Source organism: Actinomadura sp. BRA 177, assembly GCF_013372625.1.
Lineage (GTDB): Bacteria > Actinomycetota > Actinomycetes > Streptosporangiales > Streptosporangiaceae > Spirillospora.
Genome location: NZ_JABXFD010000140.1, coordinates 1 through 18,363, shown reverse-complemented (window position 1 = coordinate 18,363; position 18,363 = coordinate 1). Strand labels below are relative to the sequence as shown.

General features: G+C 70.1%; 15 protein-coding genes and 1 pseudogene. 12 read left to right on the top strand and 4 right to left on the bottom strand.

The window, feature by feature from the left end:
* The coding region (locus tag HUX53_RS04165; protein ID WP_217919062.1) for a hypothetical protein at positions 1 to 404 on the bottom strand (404 nt) is incomplete at its 3' end.
* A gap of 195 nt (positions 405 to 599) precedes the next feature.
* On the opposite strand from HUX53_RS04165, the gene HUX53_RS04160 reads away from it, so the two are divergent.
* The 8 genes from HUX53_RS04160 (at position 600) to HUX53_RS04125 (ending at position 10,729) form a co-directional block, all read left to right on the top strand.
* Positions 600 to 1,301: a TetR/AcrR family transcriptional regulator gene (locus HUX53_RS04160; RefSeq protein WP_176401842.1), complete on the top strand. Its 702-nt coding sequence runs from the start codon at positions 600 to 602 to the stop codon at positions 1,299 to 1,301.
* 100 nt (positions 1,302 to 1,401) lie between these two features.
* On the top strand, positions 1,402 to 4,521 hold the full coding sequence (locus HUX53_RS04155) for a M14 family metallopeptidase (RefSeq protein WP_176401841.1): 3,120 nt from the start codon (positions 1,402 to 1,404) through the stop codon (positions 4,519 to 4,521).
* Positions 4,522 to 5,047: 526 nt separating this feature from the next.
* Positions 5,048 to 5,686 (top strand): sigma-70 family RNA polymerase sigma factor, encoded by a 639-nt coding sequence (locus tag HUX53_RS04150; protein ID WP_176401840.1) that lies wholly within the window; start codon positions 5,048 to 5,050, stop codon positions 5,684 to 5,686.
* 330 nt (positions 5,687 to 6,016) lie between these two features.
* Entirely contained in the window at positions 6,017 to 6,382 is a 366-nt protein-coding gene (locus HUX53_RS04145; RefSeq protein WP_176401839.1) for an SSI family serine proteinase inhibitor, read from the top strand.
* Between the two features lie 122 nt (positions 6,383 to 6,504).
* Entirely contained in the window at positions 6,505 to 6,927 is a 423-nt protein-coding gene (locus HUX53_RS04140) for a CBS domain-containing protein (protein ID WP_176401838.1), read from the top strand.
* A 320-nt stretch (positions 6,928 to 7,247) separates the two neighbouring features.
* A complete protein-coding gene (locus HUX53_RS04135) occupies positions 7,248 to 8,060 on the top strand; it encodes an ANTAR domain-containing protein (RefSeq protein ID WP_309237039.1) in 813 nt (270 codons plus the stop codon).
* Positions 8,061 to 8,191: 131 nt separating this feature from the next.
* Positions 8,192 to 10,168, top strand: a complete 1,977-nt coding sequence (locus HUX53_RS04130; protein WP_176401837.1) for a SpoIIE family protein phosphatase — start codon at positions 8,192 to 8,194, stop codon at positions 10,166 to 10,168.
* Between the two features lie 51 nt (positions 10,169 to 10,219).
* Complete coding sequence (locus HUX53_RS04125; protein WP_176401836.1) at positions 10,220 to 10,729, top strand: DUF6328 family protein; 510 nt, start codon at positions 10,220 to 10,222, stop codon at positions 10,727 to 10,729.
* A 20-nt stretch (positions 10,730 to 10,749) separates the two neighbouring features.
* Here the strand turns inward: HUX53_RS04125 and proS are convergent, their stop codons facing one another.
* Positions 10,750 to 12,198 carry a proline--tRNA ligase gene (gene proS, locus HUX53_RS04120; RefSeq protein ID WP_309237038.1) on the bottom strand — a complete coding sequence of 483 codons (1,449 nt, stop codon included), beginning with the start codon at positions 12,196 to 12,198 and terminating at the stop codon, positions 10,750 to 10,752.
* Between the two features lie 58 nt (positions 12,199 to 12,256).
* Here proS and HUX53_RS04115 point away from each other — a divergent pair, with 58 nt between their 5' ends.
* Complete coding sequence (locus HUX53_RS04115) at positions 12,257 to 13,957, top strand: proline--tRNA ligase (RefSeq protein WP_176401835.1); 1,701 nt, start codon at positions 12,257 to 12,259, stop codon at positions 13,955 to 13,957.
* A gap of 49 nt (positions 13,958 to 14,006) precedes the next feature.
* Positions 14,007 to 15,650, top strand: a pseudogene (locus HUX53_RS04110) (ABC-F family ATP-binding cassette domain-containing protein).
* A 7-nt stretch (positions 15,651 to 15,657) separates the two neighbouring features.
* Here HUX53_RS04110 and HUX53_RS04105 read toward each other — a convergent pair.
* Together HUX53_RS04105 and HUX53_RS04100 are read right to left on the bottom strand one after the other, a co-directional pair.
* On the bottom strand, positions 15,658 to 16,587 hold the full coding sequence (locus HUX53_RS04105) for a rhomboid family intramembrane serine protease (RefSeq protein WP_176401834.1): 930 nt from the start codon (positions 16,585 to 16,587) through the stop codon (positions 15,658 to 15,660).
* Between the two features lie 443 nt (positions 16,588 to 17,030).
* Positions 17,031 to 17,258: a hypothetical protein gene (locus HUX53_RS04100; RefSeq protein WP_176401833.1), complete on the bottom strand. Its 228-nt coding sequence runs from the start codon at positions 17,256 to 17,258 to the stop codon at positions 17,031 to 17,033.
* Between the two features lie 131 nt (positions 17,259 to 17,389).
* Here HUX53_RS04100 and HUX53_RS04095 point away from each other — a divergent pair, with 131 nt between their 5' ends.
* The gene (locus HUX53_RS04095) at positions 17,390 to 18,220 is read left to right on the top strand and encodes a helix-turn-helix transcriptional regulator (RefSeq protein WP_176401832.1); all 831 of its coding nucleotides are present in this window, start codon (positions 17,390 to 17,392) and stop codon (positions 18,218 to 18,220) included.
* Positions 18,217 to 18,363: DUF397 domain-containing protein (locus tag HUX53_RS04090; protein WP_176401831.1), on the top strand; the 147-nt coding region annotated here is incomplete at its 3' end. The genes HUX53_RS04095 and HUX53_RS04090, both read left to right, overlap by 4 nt.

Here is an 18,363-nt window from a genome sequence, read left to right as displayed (position 1 = left end):
CCGGGGCTGTCGGGCGGGGCGAGCAGCAGGTCGCCGATCGTGATGCCGATCCCGTTGCGGCGCAGCCGGCGCAGGTCGGCGGCCAGCGCCAGCACGCTGACGCCGCGCTCGCCGGGCGTCCCGCCGATCGGGTAGACCCACCAGCCGACCTCGGCCGGTTCGCCGGTGTCGACGCGCGGCAGGGTGCAGGCGCCGCACCAGACGTGCCCGAAGGTCTCCGGTTCGAAGGCGCCGCGGTGCTCGCGGGGCAGCCGCAGCAGCGCCGCCGGCGGGCGGCCCAGGGCGCCGGGCGGTCCGACGCCGAACAGCTCGGTGGCGGTGTCGTCCCAGTGGCTGATCAGGCCCCGTTCGTTCAGCGTGATGGCGGCGATCTTCGCCACCCCCAGCAAGTCCGCGATGACCACGCGGTCCCCCTCCCCGCGCGAGAACGCTCGAATACCCCTGGCAACGCACGGTAAAGCGGACGTTACCTCCTGTAAGGGCGAGGCGCTGGAACTTCCCGAAAAAGCATCGGGTGAGTGCTCACTCATACCCGCGCGGGTGCTAGCGTCCACGGCGGAAGGGGAGGTGACGCGGGGTTGGCGGCACGGACGGAGCCCATGCGCGACCGGATCCTGGCGGCGGCGGTCACGGTGATCCGGGCGCGCGGGATCGTGGCCGCGACGACCAAGGAGATCGCGCGCAGCGCGGGCGTCTCCGAGGGCAGCCTCTACAACCATTTCGCGAACAAGACGGCGTTGTTCGCGGCGGCCCTGGCGGAAGTCACCGGAACGGCCCGGACGGCGATGGCGGCGCTCGCCGGGTCCGTCGGGCAGAACACGGTGGAGGAGAACCTCGTCCGCCTGGCGGCCGACATGGTCCGCTTCTATGGCGAGTTGCTGCCGATGACCGGGCCCGTCCTAGCCGATCCTGAACTGATCGCCTGGTTGCGTGACAACGGCCCGGTCAAAGCACAGAACGAGGCCGCCGCCAAGGCGCGCGCGCGGACCAGAGGTGGCCAGGACGGCGAATCACCCTTGGCCGCAACACCTGCCGGAGGGCCGATGACCGGCCCCGTGATGGGCCACTCCGCCCTGATCGGCTACCTGGAGGCGGAGCGGGACGCGGGACGGCTCCGCGCCGACGCGCCGCTCCCGTTCATCGCGGCGGCCCTGCTAGGAGGCTGCCAGCAGCACGCCTTCCTGACGCGGCTCGCCGGCCCGGACGCGGTGAGCGCGGGGGCGGGGCTCCCGGCGGCGCCGGAGGAGTTCGCGGCGCCCCTCGTCCGCGCGGTACTGGCCGGGCATCTACCGGCGCGGTGACCTCATCCGGGCATAGGCAACTATTGCCCCATTGACACCCTTTGTCCCCCCGGCAGACGATCACGCAACCCCCGTCGTGATCCCTGCCTGGGAGGGCGCAATGCCGCGCACACTGTTCCGGCATCGAAGACTCACCCCGACCCTCGCCGCGGCCGCGCTCCTGATCGGAACGCTGGTCGCGGCGCCCGCGAACGCCGCCCCGAAACCGCCCGCGTCCGGCCCGGCCGTGGGCGTCTACACCGCCGACCTGACCCCGGACCAGGTGCGGGTCCTGAACGGCACCGCCCTCGACCGGGAGGACGTCCACTTCTCCAAGAGCGCGCAGCAGGACCGCGTCCACGTCGAGGCCGTCATGAGCGGCACCGAGGCCGCCTCGCTCAACGCGCAAGGCCTCGGCCTCACCGTGAAGAAGGACGCCCGGCTGCGCGCGAAGGCCGCCGCCCAGAACGTCTTCCGCCCCTACAGCGGCCCCGGCAACATCCGCGAGGAACTGCTCAAGGTCGCCTCGGACCACGCGTCCATCGCGAAGGCCGTGGACCTCGGGACGTCCATCAAGGGCCAGCCGATCACCGCCGTCCGGGTCGCCGGCAAGGAGCGGCGCGGGCACCACCGCAAGCGGCCCGTGGTCGTCTACCAGGCCGCGCAGCACGCCCGCGAGTGGATCACGCCCGAGATGGTCCGCCGGCTGCTGCACTACTACGTCGACGGGTACGGGACGAACGCCGACGTCACCAGGATCATCGACACGACGGAACTGTGGTTCCTCCCGGTCGTCAACGTCGACGGCTACGACCTGACGTTCCAGGACGGCTTCCGGCTGTGGCGCAAGAACGTCCGCGACAACAACGGCGACGGCCAGATCACCGGCGCGGACGGCATCGACCTCAACCGCAACTTCCCCTACAAGTGGGGCTACGACAACGAGGGCTCGTCGGACCTGCCCGCCAGCCAGACCTATCGCGGCAAATCGCCCGCGTCCGAGCCCGAGACGCGGGCGCAGCTGGACCTGTACGAGCGCGTCCGGCCCACGTACCTGATCAACTACCACTCGGCGGCACAGCTGCTGCTGCACGGCGTGGGCTGGCAGGCCCTCACCCGCAGCCCGGACGACGTGATCCACGACGCGCTGCTCGGCGACATCGACCACCCCGCCGTCCCCGGTTACACGCCCGAGCTGGGCGCCCAGCTCTACACGACCAACGGCGAGACCGACGGGCAGACCGACAACGAGTACGGCTCCCTCACGATCACGCCGGAGATGGCGACCTGCACTACGGCAGCCAACGAGGACCCGGACGACGCCTGGGACCCCGGCGACTGCGGCAGCGACTTCGAGTTCCCGGACGACGAGGCGCTCATCCAGCGCGAGTTCGAGAAGAACCTGCCCTTCGCGCTGTCGGTCGGCAAGTCCGCGCGGACGCCGGACGAGCCCGTCTCCTCGGTCGGACGCACCGCGCCCGACTTCGAGACCGACGCGTTCACCACGTCCTACGGCTCCTCCCAGGAGGTCGCGTCCGTGATCCGCAGGTCGCTGCGGCACAAGGAGCTGCGCTACCGGGTCAACGGCGGCCGGACGCACCGCGCGCACGTCCGCGAATGGCGCGGCGGCGAGCGCTTCGGCGACGAGAACGACACCTACTACGCCGAGTACCGGGGCAAGATCCGGCAGCGGCCCGGCGACAGGGTCGAGGTGTGGTTCACCGGGCGGAAGGGCCACAAGCAGGTCGAGAGCCAGCACTTCACCTACACCGTCCGAGACCAGCACAGAGCGGACGTCCTGCTCGTCGCGGACGAGGACTACACCGGAATCAACCCCGCCTATCCCACCAAGGCGCCGCGCTACACGGGCCAGTACGCCGACCTCGTGAAGGCGGCGGGCCACCGGCCGCTCGTCTGGGACATCGACAAGGACGGCGCCCCGCACGACCTCGGCGTCCTGAAGCACTTCAAGGCCGTCGTCTGGTACCTCGGCGACAACCGCCTCACCCAGGACCCGGCCGACGACCCGGTGCGGACCTACATCGGCAACGCCCCCGACTCGCAGGTGGCAGACCGTGAGAAGGACCTCGTCCTCTCCGTCCGCTCCTACCTGAACGAGGGCGGCAAGCTGCTCCACACCGGCGAGACGACCGGCTACTACGGCCCGATCAGCCGACTGAACGGCGGCGGCATCTACTACGGCCTGAAGGGACATCCGGAGAAGCCCTGCGTGGTCACCGGCAACTTCCGGGACGACTGCGAACTCCTGTCGGACGACTTCTTCCAGTACTACCTGGGCGCCTACGACAGGCAGCGCGTGGGCGCACCCACCGGATTCGCCGGAACCGACACACCCTTCGACGGGGTGACGTCCAACCTGACCGGCACGGCCACCAACCCGGTCAACGAGGCAGGCGGGTTCCAGGTCACCTCGACCGTCCTGCCCAAGGCCGACTTCCCGCAGTTCACCAGCTGGAAGGCCGGCGACTACACCGGCGCCGCCGCGCCCACGGAACCCGTCGAAGGCCAGTGGTACGTCGCGGGCCCGCACCAGGACGGCGCCTACCGCCGCCTGACCCGCACGATCGACCTTTCCTCGATCACCGCGGCGCAGGCCCCGACCCTGCAGGCCCAGCTCTCCTACAGCACCGAGACGGGCTTCGACAACATCATCGTCGAAGCGCACACCACCGGCGCCGAGGACTGGACCACGCTGCCCGACAAGAACGGCCGGACGAGCACCACCGTCCCGGAGCAGTGCGAGCAGGGCTACTACCTGGACATGCACCCGTTCCTCACCCACTACCTCACCGGAGGCAACCCCTGCGGCAACACCGGCACGTCCGGTAGCTGGAACGCCTTCACGGGCAACTCCAACGGCTGGGTCCCCGCCGCGTTCGACCTGTCCGCCTACGCGGGCAAGACGATCGAGGTGTCCATCTCCTACGTGAGCGACCCCGCCACCGGCGGAACCGGCCTGTTCATCGACGACACGAAGCTCACCACGTCCGCCGGCCAGATCGACGCCGAAGGCTTCGAAACGGGCCTCGGCCCCTGGACGATCCAGGGTGCCCCCACCGGCAGCCCCGGCAACGGCACCGAGTTCGTCCGCTCGCAAGCCCTGATCGACTCCGTCTCCTCGGTAGCCACCAAGGACACCGTCCTCCTGGGCTTCGGGCTAGAGCAGTCCCCCGACGCCAAGACCCTCATGCGAAAGGCCCTCAACCACCTACTCGACTAACAACCCCTAAGCGCGGACGTGGTGGCCGGCACCTGCCGACCCCGGCCACCACGTCCACGCGTGTAGTTCGCCGAGCGGGAATGTTCGGGTGGGGCGGGGTGCTTTAGGCGGGTGGTCGGCACGTCCCCGCCCGGCCGGACGTCCTGCATGGGGCGGCCTATAGCAGCGGGTGGGGGTGGGTTGGGCGACACGCCGGTGGGGTGTGATGAGCAACACCCGGGTCAAGGCAACCTTTTGGACCCTTCCAGGCGTCTTACCTACAGGAAGACCACCGGCGGGTGGTCAGGCGCCTGATCGAGCGCAGCCCGCGACGTCCCGGAGAACGGGGTCGCCCTGGCATCGCCGACCCGCGCAGGATCCTCGGCCCACTCTCCATGCGAGGCCGGGTCCATCCTCCGAACCCGCCGGGAACGGTGGCACGTACCACTCAACGGGGGGCGGCTCGTCCGCCCGGTCTGCGCGTGCCCCCGACCACGCGCCATGCAACCGGCCCCCTGCGACGGGGGCACTACCACGGGGAGCGACGATGACCGCTGTCACCACGCCTGTCCGCGACAACGGCCGCGACGCCAGCCGCAAGAACCACCGCGAAGTTGGGAGCAGTACGAACATCGAGAGCAACCGGCGCTACGAGCGCGACGTCCTGCCGCTCGCCGACCCGCTCTACCTCAGCGCCGTCCGGATGACCCGCAACACCGCGGACGCCGAGGATCTCGTCCAGGAGACCCTCGCCAAGGCCTACGTGAACTTCCACCAGTTCCAGGAGGGCACGAACCTCAAGGCCTGGCTGCACCGCATCCTCACCAACAACTTCATCAACACCTACCGCAAGAAGCAGCGCGAGCCCCAGCGCGCCGGCTCCGAGGAGCTGGAGGAGTGGCAGATCGCGCAGGCCGAGGCGCACGCGTCCGGCTTCCGGTCCGCCGAGTCCGAGGCACTCGACCGCATCCCCGACTCGCAGGTCACCGCCGCGCTGCGCGCCCTGCCGAAGGACTTCCGGGACGCCGTCTACCTCGCGGACGTCGAGGGCTACCCCTACAAGGAGATCGCCGAGATGATGGGCACCCCCATCGGCACGGTGATGTCCCGCCTGCACCGCGGACGCAAGCAGCTCCGCGAGGCCCTCGCCGACCACCGCCGCGCCACCCACATCCTCGCCGCGTGATTTTTTGCGTTTCTCTCCTCCTTCGGGCCTTGGCGGCCCTCCATCGTCGAGAAACGCGGGCGATCGCTGGCATCGCTCCGGCTCGCCTGGCGGCTCGCTGCGCGATCAGGTTCTCGCTTCGCTTGAACCTGCCTTCGGACGCGATCGCAACGTGACGGGTCTCCGCGTGGTCGGGCTCAAACCCTCCGGTCCTTGCGTGGCTGATGCCCGTTCCGCCAGCACAGCGTGATCCCGCAGCTGCCCCGTGGCTGCGGGATCACTCATTTTCCCGCACGGTAAGTGTCGAGATCGATACACTGAGCGACGACCCTCCAGTCGTCGGGAGTTTCGGTGCCGAACCTCGTCACGGGCGTCATCGCCGGTACGGTGATCGCCCTCATGCCGGCCGTCCCCCCGGATTCGGGGACGTCCCTCCGCCTCACCCTCAGCCATCCGGACCGGCGGCCCAGGGCGGTGACGCTGCGCTGCGATCCGCCGGGCGGCGGGCATCCCGAGGCCGCGCAGGCCTGCTCGGAGCTGAGCGGGTCCGGCGGGAAACTCGCGCACCCGCCGGACGGCCGGATGTGCACCGCCGTCCACGCACCGGTCGTCGCCCGCACCGAAGGCCGGTGGCACGGAAAACCTGTGCGGTTCCGGGCCGAGTACGGCAACGACTGCGTCATGCGGTCGCGGACGGGCACGGTTTTCGCGTTCTAAGCAGACAAAACACGCAAACCGGGTGGCCGGACCCGGAACTGTCCGAATAGGCGCGCCGACTGCGGGTAAGGCGCGCACACGGGCCACGCGAGCCGCCGGCGATTCGGGAGGATGTGCGCGCGATGCCACCAAGGGTCAGCGACGTGATGACGGCGGCCCCGCTGTCATTGCCGCTGGACGCGACGCTGTACGAGGCGGCCCGGGTGATGCGGGACGAGGGGATCGGCGATGTGCTCGTCACCTATGCCGGACGGCTGTGCGGCGTGGTGACCGACCGCGACATCGTGGTCCGCGCGGTCGCCGAGAGCCGCGACACGTCGCTGACGGCCCTCGGCGACGTGTGCACGGCCGAGTTGACGACCGTCCGTCCCGACGACGACACCGGAACCGTGGCACGGCTGATGTGCGAGCAGGCCGTCCGGCGGCTGCCCGTCGTGGACGGCGAGCAGCGTCCCGTGGGCATCGTGTCCATCGGCGACCTCGCGATGGCGGACGGGGAGACCGGCCCCCTCGGCGAGATCAGCAAGGCACCCCCCAACAACTAGGACCCCCCGACAACCACGACTCCCCCGCAATCACGCCCCCCCAGCAACCACCACTTCCCAGCAACCAGGCCCCTCCCAAGGTCCAGGACCCCAGCGTCTAAGACCTCGGTGTTCAGGAACTTCCAACGTCCAGGACCCCCAACGTCTAGAACCCAAGCGTTCAGGAACTCCCAGCGCCCCAGAACCCCGGCACCTGGGAACCCCCGACATCTAGGACTCCTCATGAGGCAGTGGCCGTGAAGCAGCAGCCCCCGAAGCAGCAGGGCCGCGTGGCGCCGGGTAACGCGTCGCAGCCGTCCGGCCAGGATAATCTCGGAGGGGTGACGCCCACCGAAACGGTTCTGACCGACCAGCTCGCGCTCGAGATCGCCCGCCTGGGCATGGTCGGGGAGTCCTCGGATGTGGGCACGCTGCACCGGGTGACGGAGCTGGCCGCGCGCGCGATCCCCGGCTGCGCGGGCGCCGCGAGCGTGCGGTGGGCGCTGCCCCGGACGGCGGCCGGGGCCGATCCGGGCTCCGCGTGGCCGCCCGCGGGGACCGTCCCGCAGGCCGACGACACCGTGGACACCGAGCCGCCGGAGGAGTCGCGGCCGGAGCCGCTGGCGGCCGCCGCGAGCCATCCCGATCTCGCCGAGGTGACCGACCGGCAGCTGTCGCGCGGCCACGGGCCGGTCTTCGACGTGGTGCGCGGGCGCAGGCCGCTGACGTGCGACGACATCCTCGCCGAGACCCGCTGGCCCGAGTCGATGTCGGACATGCTGCGCCGCGGGGTGCGCTGCTTCGTCACGACGCCGCACCTGAACCCGCCGATCCTGGTCACGCTGACGCTGTACGGGGTGACGCCGAAGGCGCTCGGCCACGGCCGGCACGCGCTGGCGTCGCTGCTGATCGCGCAGGGCACCGCCGCGGTGTCCAACTCCCAGCACTACGACGACGTGCACCGGACGGCCGTCCAGCTGCAGGAGGCGGTGGAGGCGCGCGCGATCGTCGACCAGGCGAAGGGCATTCTGATGCACGCGCTGGGGTGCGACGCCGACGAGGCGTTCGCGGAGATGCGCCGCATCTCGCAGACGCGTCATGTGAAGCTGACCGCTCTCGCACAGCGTATCGTCGGTCATCAAGGCCTTCCCTAGGCCGTGCCTGCAGACGCATGCAGGGGATGCGAATAGGCTGCTCGAAGCGGCCCCCGCGGATCGTGGCCCGGCCAGGTCCGGGCGGGAGCCGGGCTGGTTCCACCGTGTGACGCGGACGAGAGGGAGACCAGATGCACGATCAGCCCGACCAGCTCGAACCCGAGTCCCTGCTGCGGGAGATCTCGGACCTCGAAGGGCGTATCGGCGAGCTGCGCCAGGCCGCCGGCGTCCCGGAACCCGACCTGCGCGCCACCCTGGACGCGGCGCTGGTCGAGCTTGAGCTGGCGACGACCGTGCTGCGCACGATGGGCGGCGGGCAGAGCGGTGAGCAGGGCGGATCGGCCGCGGCGGAGAACGAGCGCCGGGTGCTGCGCACGGTGTTCCAGGACGCGCCCGTCCCGCTGTTCCTGCTGGACCGGACGACCAGCGTCCGGCGCGTCAACCGGCAGGCGGCGATGCTGCTCGGCACGTCGTCGGGCTATGTGTCGGGCAAGCAGTTCACGGCGTTCTGCGACATGGCGACCCGCGCGGCGGTGCGGTCGCAGCTGGCCGCGGTGGTCCGGACGGGACGCCGCCGCCGCGTCAACGTCCGCTTCCTCGGCCGGGACCGTCCGGTCGACGCCGTGGTGACGCTGGCGCGGGTGTGGATCCGCGGCGAGCCCGACCCGATGGTCGTGGTGGCGGCCGGCTCGACGACCACCCCCGTCGACGAGAAGCCCGACAGGCCCGGCAAGGGCGCCGCGCGGGGCAGGGCGCGGACGACGCAGGACGCGCCGGTCGACGACGAGGCCGTCGCCACGATCGTCCACCGGATGGACGTCCTCGCCACCGCCAGCGAGCTGCTGCTGGACGAGCCGGTCTTCAACGAGACGGTGGCGGTGCGCCGCTGCGCCCGGCTGCTGGCCGCCGAGCTGGCCGACTGGGCGTTCATCGACCTGACCGGCCCGAACGGCGGTCCGGGCGGGCAGCTCCAGGGCGGCATCCACGCGGCGGGGGCGGCCCCGGAGCTGCGCCGCCAGGTGGTGATGGGCCCGGAGGACGAGCATTCCGTCGAGGCCGCGCGGATGCTGGAGGAGGTCGAGCCCGCGCAGGGCACGCTCCCGCACACCGTGTTCGTCACCCGGCAGAGCGCGCTGCGGCCGCACGTGGAGAACCTCGACGTGCTCGGCGTCTGCCCGGACGGCAACCCCGTCTGCGGCAAGATCGGCGCGACGTCGGTGCTGAGCGTGCCGATCGAGGACGGCGACCGCGCCATTGGAACGATCACATTGGCGGCGAGCGGCGAGTACGGCCCGTTCGACCTGATGGACCTCGGCGTCGTGCAGCGCCTCGGCCGCTATCTGGCCCTGGTGATCCGGGCGGCGCGCCTGTACCGGCGGCGCGCGGAGGTCGCCGACACGCTGCAGGCGGGGCTGCTGCCGAAGACGCTGCCGCCGATCCCGGGCGTGACCGTGGCGGCGAAGTACCTGACGTCCACGCACGGCTCGGACGTCGGCGGCGACTTCTACGACGTGTTCCGCACGGAGGACGGCTGGGGCCTCGTCCTCGGCGACGTGTGCGGCAAGGGCCAGGACGCGGCGGCGGTCACGGCGACGGCGCGGCACTGCGTCCGGCTGGCGTCGCGGTGGAAGTCGAGCCCCGGCGACGTCCTCGGCATCGTGAACGAGGCGCTGCTGGACGAGGACCGGTTCGTCACGGCGGTGATGGCGGGGCTGACGCTGGAGACGGAGAAGGTCATCGTGTCGCTGGGCACCGCGGGGCACCCGCCCGCGATCGTGGTGCGCGCCGACGGGGTGATCAGGTCGGCGTCGCGGGGCGGCGTCCCGCTCGGCCTGTTCGAGGACTTCGAGGCCGGCCTGGACTCGATCGACCTCACCGTCGGCGACACGCTGATCCTGCACTCGGACGGCGTCCTTGAGGCGTGCGACATGATGCGGCAGGAGTTCGGCCAGGAACGCCTGCTGGAAGCACTCGCCGCGCACGCCGGCGACACGCCGGCGGGCATGCTCGCCGGGGTGGAGCAGGCGCTGCTGGAGTACTGCGACGGCGATCTGCGGGACGACGTGTCGATGCTCGCGCTGCGCGTGGAGCCGCCCAGCCTGGCCTAGCGCGGCCCGAAATGTCGGGATGATGATCGTTCGCCGGGGTAAATCGGGTACATGACCGTCGATCCCGCGGACAAGCCGCGCAACGAGACCGAGCACGAGCGGCTCGACCGTCAGCTGATGGAGCTGCTCCAGGGGTTCCGGGTCGCGACGACCGGCGTGCAGGTGCTGTTCGCGTTCCTGCTGACCGTCCCGTTCTCCGCCGGTTTCGACAAGGTGGACGGCACCGGGACCGTGCTGTTCTACCTCGCGCTGTTCGGCGCGGCGGTGGCGTCCATCTGCTTCATCTCGCCGGCGTTCCACCACCGGATCCTGTTCCGGCTCGGGCAGAAACCCCTGCTGATCCGGCGCGCCAACCGGTACGGGATCGTCGGTGCCGCCGCGCTGGCGATCTCCATCACGTCGGCGACCATGCTGATCGTCGAGTCGCTGGAGGAGGCGGCGCTCCCGGTCGTCCTCACCGCCGTGGGCATCCTCGGGCTGTGCGGATGGGTGTGGTTCGTCCAGCCGTACCTGACGCGGATGACGGCGAACGCCCGCGCGACCAAGGCCGAGGACGGCTGATCGCGCGGGCGCCCCCTCTCTCAGTACGCCTTGCCGAAGATGACGCGCCTGCCGTAGGCGGACGGCCGGCCGCACTTCACGCAGACGCCGCTCTCCTCGGGCGCGTCGGCGGGGATGACGCGCGGTGTCGCGGCGGTGTCGGCCTTGATCGCGTCCTCGCACTCGGTCTCGCCGCAGTGGAAGGCGCGGGCCCAGCCGGACGCGACCTGCGCGGCGAACGCGTCCCATCCGTCCACGACGGCGGTGTTGTCCTCGCGGAACCTCTCCGCGCGCGCCAGCAGGAACGCCTGGAAGTCGGCGAGCATCCCGGGCAGCAGCCCGGCCACCTTGTCGAGCGGGATCTGCTCCTTGCCCTGGCCTTCGACGGTCGGCAGCCGCCGGGCGACCGTCGCGACGCCGTTCTCGATGTCGCGCATGCCCAGCTCGACGCGGATCGGGACGCCGCGCATCTCCCACTCGTTGAACTTGAAGCCGGGCGACAGCTGCGGGCGGTTGTCGTCCACGTGCACGCGGACGCCCGCCGCCTTGATCGCCGCGCCCAGCCTCCGGGCCTCGGCGGCGGCCTGCTCGCCCTGCTCCTTGCGCCCGATCGGGACGATCACGACCTGGTAGGGCGCGATGTTCGGCGGCAGGACGAGGCCCTTGTCGTCGCCGTGCGTCATGATCACGCCGCCGATCATGCGGGTGCTCATCCCCCAGGACGTGGTGTGGGCGTGCGTCAGCTTGCCCGCCTCGTCCTGGTACTGGATCTCGAACGCCTTGGCGAAGTTGGTGCCGAGGTAGTGCGACGTGCCGGCCTGCAGCGCCCGGCCGTCCCGCATCATGCCCTCGATCGTGTACGTGCGGACGGCGCCGGCGAACCGCTCGCCGGGCGTCTTCTCCCCCGCGACGACGGGCATCGCGGCGAGCTCGCGGGCGACGGCGGCGTAGGCGCCCAGCGCCCACATCGTCTCGCGCATCGCGTCGTCCTCGTCGATGTGCGCGGTGTGGCCCTCCTGCCAGAGGAACTCGGTGGTGCGCAGGAACATCCGGGGCCGCATCTCCCACCGGACGACGTTCGCCCACTGGTTCAGCAGCAGCGGCAGGTCGCGGTGCGAGCCGATCCACTTGGCCATGTACTCGCCGATGACGGTCTCGGACGTGGGCCGCACGACGAGCGGCTCCTCCAGGTCCTTGCCGCCCGCGTGGGTGACGACCGCCAGCTCCGGCGAGAAGCCCTCGACGTGCTCGGCCTCCCGCTTGAGGTAGGACTCCGGGATGAACATCGGGAAGCAGGCGTTCTCGTGCCCGGCGTCCTTGATCCGTCCGTCCAGGTCGGCCTGGAGCAGCTCCCACATCCGGTACCCGTACGGTCGGATGACCATCGTGCCGCGGACCGGGCCACGGTCGACGAGCTGGGCCTGCACGACCAGCTCGTTGTACCAGGCGGAGAAATCCTCGCTCTGCGGTGTCACACCTTCTCGACTCACGGCACACAAGGGTACTGACCGGCGGCGGCGGCCAGTACCGATTGGCTAGGCTCGCGAGATGCGCTGGTCCCAGATGTTCGTGCCCACGCTCCGCGAGGACCCCGCCGAGGCGGACGCGCCGAGCCACCGGCTGCTGCTCCGCGCGGGCTTCGTCCGGCAGCTCACCGCGGGCCACTACTCGCTGCTGCCGCTGGCCGTCCGCGTCCGCGCGAAGATCATTCAGGTCGTGCGCGAGGAGATGAACGCGATCGGCGCGCAGGAGATGCTGCTGCCCGCGCTGCATCCGGCGGAACCGTGGCAGAAGTCGGGCCGCTGGGACCTGATGGGCCAGGAGATGTTCCGGCTCCGCGACCGGCGCGGCGCCGACCTCGCCCTCGGCATGACGCACGAGGAGATCTTCGCGACCGTGGCGCGGGAGCTCAGCTCCTACAAGCAGCTGCCGCAGCAGTGGTACCAGTTCCAGACGAAGTTCCGGGACGAGCCGCGCCCCAAGGGCGGCCTCATGCGGACCCGCGAGTTCACCATGAAGGACGCCTACAGCTTCGACATCGACCGTCCCGGCCTGGACGCGTCGTTCGACGCCTACCACGGCGCCTACACGCGGATCTTCTCCCGGCTGGGCATTCCGGCACTGCCGTGCGAGGCGTCCAGCGGGACGATGGGCGGCTCCGGCTCGACCGAGTTCATGTGCCCGTCCGACGTCGGCGAGGACCTCGTCGCCCACTGTCCCGCCTGCGGCTACGCGGCGAACACCGAGCGCGCGACATCTTCGCTGCCCGCCGCCTCGGACGGCCCCGGCCTGGACGCCCCGGAACGGTTCGACACGCCCGGCGTCCGCACGATCGAAGATCTTGTGGCGTACGACGCGCCGGGCGACCGGCAGATCAAGACACTCGTCTACATCCTGGACGGCACGCTCACGCTCGTGCTGCTGCGCGGCGATCACCCGCTCAACGAGCAGAAACTCGTGGACGCGACCGGCGCGACCGAGATCCGCGCCGCCGAACCGTCCGAGATCCAGGACGCTCTAGGGGCTCTGCCCGGCAGCCTCGGCGCCGTCGGCGTGGCCCTCCCGGTGATCGCGGACGAGGCGCTCCGCGACCGCCGCGACATGTTCACCGGCGCGAACACCGACGACGTCCACCTGCGCGGCGTTTCGGTCGAACGCGACATCGACGTGGGCACCTGGACCGACCTGCGCGAGGTCGCCGCCGGCGAGCCCTGCGTCCGCTGCGGGTCGCCGCTGGAGATCGTCCGGGCCATCGAGGTGGGCCACATCTTCAAGCTCGGCGACCGCTACGCCCGCGCCCTCGGCGTCGAGGTCCTGGACCCGGACGGCCGCCTCGTCCCGGTGATCATGGGCAGCTACGGCATCGGCGTGGAGCGCGCGATGGCCGCGATCGTCGAGACCCACAACGACGAGCGCGGCATCGTCTGGCCGCTCTCCGTGGCCCCGTTCCAGGTAGCGGTCGTCCCGGCCCAGTCGGACAACGCGGACGTGGCGAAGGCCGCCGAGGACATCTACGCCGCGCTGTCGGCCGCCGGGGTCGAGGTCGTGATCGACGACCGTCCGGAACGCGCGGGCGTGAAGTTCCGCGACGTGGAACTGACCGGCATCCCGTTCCGCGTCACGCTAGGCCGCCGCAGCCTGGCCGACGGCGTGGCGGAGATCACCACCCGCGCCACCGGCGAAACGTCCAAGATCGCCCTGGCCGAGGTCGCCGCCCACATCGAGTCGCTCCTGGCGAAAACCGTTTGACGCTCCCACCTCCTCCTCCGGAGACTCGGAAGGTCATCGAGGGGGAACCGTGGGACACGTCGAAGTCGGCCATATCAGCCATGCACTGCCGGACGGCCGGACGCTGCTGGACGACGTCTCCTTCCGCGTCGGCGAAGGCGTCACGGCCGCCCTGGTCGGCCCGAACGGCGCAGGCAAGACGACCCTGCTCCGCCTGATCGCCGGAGACCTGACGCCCCAATCCGGAACCGTCGGCCACAGCGGCGGCATCGGCGTGATGCGCCAGTTCATCGGCAGCATGCGCGACGACTCGTCCGTCCACGACCTGCTTCTCTCCCTCGCGCCACCCCGCGTCCGGTCGGCCGCCGAGGCCGTCGAATCAGCGGAACTCGCGATGATGGAACGCGACGACGAACCCACCCAGCTCCGCTACGCCACGGCCCTCGCGGGCTGGGGCGACGCGGGCGGCTACGAGATCGAGGTGCTCTGGGACGCCTGCTGCGTCGCCGCCCTAGGCATTTCGTACGACGGCTGCCGCTGGCGCGAAGTCCGCACCCTCTCAGGCGGCGAACAGAAACGCCTCGCCCTAGAAGCCCTGCTCCGAGGCCCCGACGAGGTCCTCCTCCTGGACGAGCCCGACAACTACCTGGACGTCCCGGGCAAACACTGGCTAGAAGAGAGACTGCGCGAAACACCCAAGACAATCCTCCTGGTGTCCCACGACCGCGAACTCCTCGACCGTTCGGCCGACCGCATCGTCACCGTCGAGGCGGCCCACGTCTGGATTCACGGCGGCCGTTTCGCCACCTACGCCGCCGCCCGGCGCGACCGCAACGAACGCCTCGAAGAACTGCGCCGCCGCTGGGACGAGGAGCACGCGAAACTCAAAGAACTCGTCAACACGCTCCGCACCAAGGCCACGGTCAACGACGGTTTCGCATCGCGCTATCGAGCGGCCCAGACCCGCCTGCGCAAGTTCGAGGAAGCGGGCCCGCCGGAGATCCCGCCCCGCGACCAGTCCCTCAAAATGCGCCCCGCGGCGGCCGAACCGGCAAACGTGCAGTGATCTGCGAGAACCTCGAACTGACGGGCCTCATGAAGCCCTTCGATACCGAGATCTGGTACGGCGAACGCGTAGCGGTCCTAGGCTCGAACGGCTCCGGCAAATCCCACTTCCTGCGCCTCCTCACGGCCATAGCCGAAGCCCTCCCCCGAGGCGCAACGCCCGTAGAACCCGTCGCACACACCGGCCGTGGCCCGCCTGGGCGCCCGCGTAGTCCCCGGCCTCTTCGCGCAAACCCACGCCCGCCCAGACCTGGCAGGCCGCACCCCGTGCGAAATAGTCATGACGGAACACGCCCGCCTACGCAACGACGCCATGAGCGCCCTGGCCCGCTACGAACTGAACGTCTGCGCGGAACAGCCCTTCGAAACGCTCTCAGGCGGCCAACAAGCCCGCCTCCAGATCCTTCTCCTGGAACTAGGCGGCGCCACACTCCTCCTCCTAGACGAACCAACGGACAACCTGGACCTGGCCAGCGCGGAAGCCCTCCAAGAGGGCCTGGAGTCCTACGAGGGCACGGTCATCTCCGTAACCCACGACCGCTGGTTCGCCCGCTCCTTCGACCGCCACCTGATCTTCGGCGCCGACGGCTCCGTCTACGAATCAGCGGAACCCGTCTGGGACGAGGCCAGGGTGGCCCGCCCCCGCTGACGCGGGGTCACACGAGGGTGCCGCCGAGCTCCGAAGTCTTGATCACCACCAGGGCGGCCAGCAGGACGAGCATGGCCGCGGCGGCACCCACCTGAACGAGAAGACGCCGTTCTCTCGGCGCGTAAGCGAAGGCCAGGGCGACGGCGCCGCCCACCAGGAGGCCGCCCAGGTGGCCCTGCCACGCCGTGATCCCGGCCGAGACGACCAGCCAGATCATCGCGAACACGACGAGCCGGTTGGCCTCGTGCATGGGGTGGCCGAGCCGGCGCATGAAGATCCAGTAGGCCGCGGTGAGCCCGAAGATCCCACCCGAGGCGCCGATCGCGTTCATGCCCGGGTCGATCAGGTAGCCGAGAACCGAGCCGCCCAGCGCGCCCAGCAGGTAGAGGGCGAGGAAGCGCCACCGTCCGAGCATCTCCTCGGTCGGCCGGCCGAGCCGCCACAGCCACCACATGTTGAGGACGATGTGGAGGATCCCGAAGCCGCCCTCCGTGGGCAGCAGGTGCACGAACGCGGAGGTGATCAGCCGGTACCACTCGCCGTACGCGACGCCGACCGACTCGAACCCCGCGTACGTCCCGCCGTCGGCCGCGTACATCGCACCGTCCGGGCCGATGAGGCCCACGCCCAGCGACCCGAGCTTGTCGGCCAGGTCGGGCTTGGCCAACTCGCCCAGGTACACCAGCACGTTCACGGCGATCAGGACGTAGGTCGCCCAGGGCGTGACCGAGACCTTGCCCCCAAAGACCGTCCGGCCCTGCCGGATGGTCCTGTTGCCCTCGCGCACGCATTCGACGCACTGCTGCCCCACCGCCGCGTCACGCATGCAGTCCGGGCAGATGTAGCGGTCGCACCGCGTGCAGCGCACATAGGTCTCCCGCTTGGGATGCCGATAGCACGCGGGCGCCTCTTGCCGCTCACCCTGGGTCGTCGCCATGATCCACCCTCTCCAAAGCCCGGCGATCATACCGACGCCCCATCACGGACGGGACGCGAAAGGCAGCCCGCGCCCGCTAATCCAATACGCGGACGAGCAATCGCACGACCCCGGCCGCGTCCTGGACCGGCGCGATCGGCTTCCCGTCACTCCACGTGAACCACCACGCCGCCCGCACGTAGTCGCACCCGATCTCGGCCAACGCCCCCGTCCCGCCATACCGGACGACGCCCAACATGGGCGTCCCGCGCCGTTCAACAATCCCGCACCCCAACTCAGGCCGCGCCTCAACAACGGCCCGAAGCGCCTCCAGATGAACACGCCGCTCATTACGTGGCGCGCCCGAGAGCACCTGATTCTCAGCCCGCGGATTCACGGCATTTCCTTCCCGTGGAACGACGCGGCCGGTGGGCCCGGGGGGACGTCCACCGGCCGCGCCGGGCTCATCGGATCCTGGCCTTGGCGCTCTCGGCCTGCCGGATCAGCGCGTCCCGCAGCAGCGGCGCCGTGGGGAACATGAGCGTCGGCTCGATCCCCACCCGAGGGTCGTGCAGGCTGGCCACCCACTCCCCCAGCCGTCCGTCCTGCTTGACGGCCCGCCAGATCCGCCACCCCGCGAAGTCGGCCCGCAGCCGCCCCAACTCCGTCTCGTCCTGCGCTCGCGTATCCATCAGAAACCCTCTGATCCATCCGGCTTGCTGAATTCGTGCGGCCAGCATCACCCGATCGCATTACTCTCTGCTACAGAGCGAACACAACAACACATCAACCATGATCCACACCGATCCGAGACGAGCCCCCCATGACCGGTGAGCCGGGCGAACACACCCGCGATCCCTTGATCCGCAACTTCGGCAACGTGCTGCGCGGCTATCGCGAAGCCGCCGGGTTGTCTCGTGCCCAACTCGCCGAGGCACTCGGCTGCACGTACGCATGGATCGAGAAGATGGAAACCGGCACGAAGCCATCCATCCCATCCGCGATCGACCTGGACACCTACTTCAAGATCCCCACCAAGCCCTTCCAGAAGATGGCGGAAGACATTGAGGGGATGGGCAAACGCCTCGCCCTCCCACCCGGGTTCCCCGGCTTCGTCGCACAGGAGGCGAAGGCCACCGCCATCTACGGCTTCGAGTCCCAGGTGATCCCGGGCCTCCTCCAGAAGGAGTCCTACGCGCGGGCGATCATGGACGCCGGGCAGTCGGTGGACGAGTTGGATGGACTCGTAGCGGCACGCATGAACAGGCAAGCGATCCTCAAGAAGGCCAAGCCTCCACGCATCTGGTTCGTGATCGACGAGTCAGCCCTTCGCAGGCCGGCAGGAGGCCGCGAGGCCTTCCGGGAACAGTTGACTTACCTGGTCGACGTGATGACGAAGGTTCCGAACGTCCAAGTTCGGATACTGCCCTTCGATTCGATCACCTGGGCCGCCCTCGATGGCTCCTTCAAGATCCTCGAGTTGCCAGACGGGCATAAGGCCGCTTACCTGGAGTCCTCTGGAGCAGGACAACTGATCCATGACCCAGATAGAGTCGAGGCAACCTCGGTACGTTTCCATCTCGTCATGGGAGAAGCACTGCCCGCCAATGCATCTCTCAGGCTAGTCATGAGGGCACTGGAGGAATACGAATGAGCGTCCCGAACCCGCATGACATCCAGTGGCGTAAGAGCAGCCGCAGTGGCGGTCAAGGCGGCGACTGCGTCGAGGTCGCGGCCCTAACCCCCGCCATCGCCGTCCGCGACTCCAAAAACCCCACCGGCCCCCACCTCACCCTC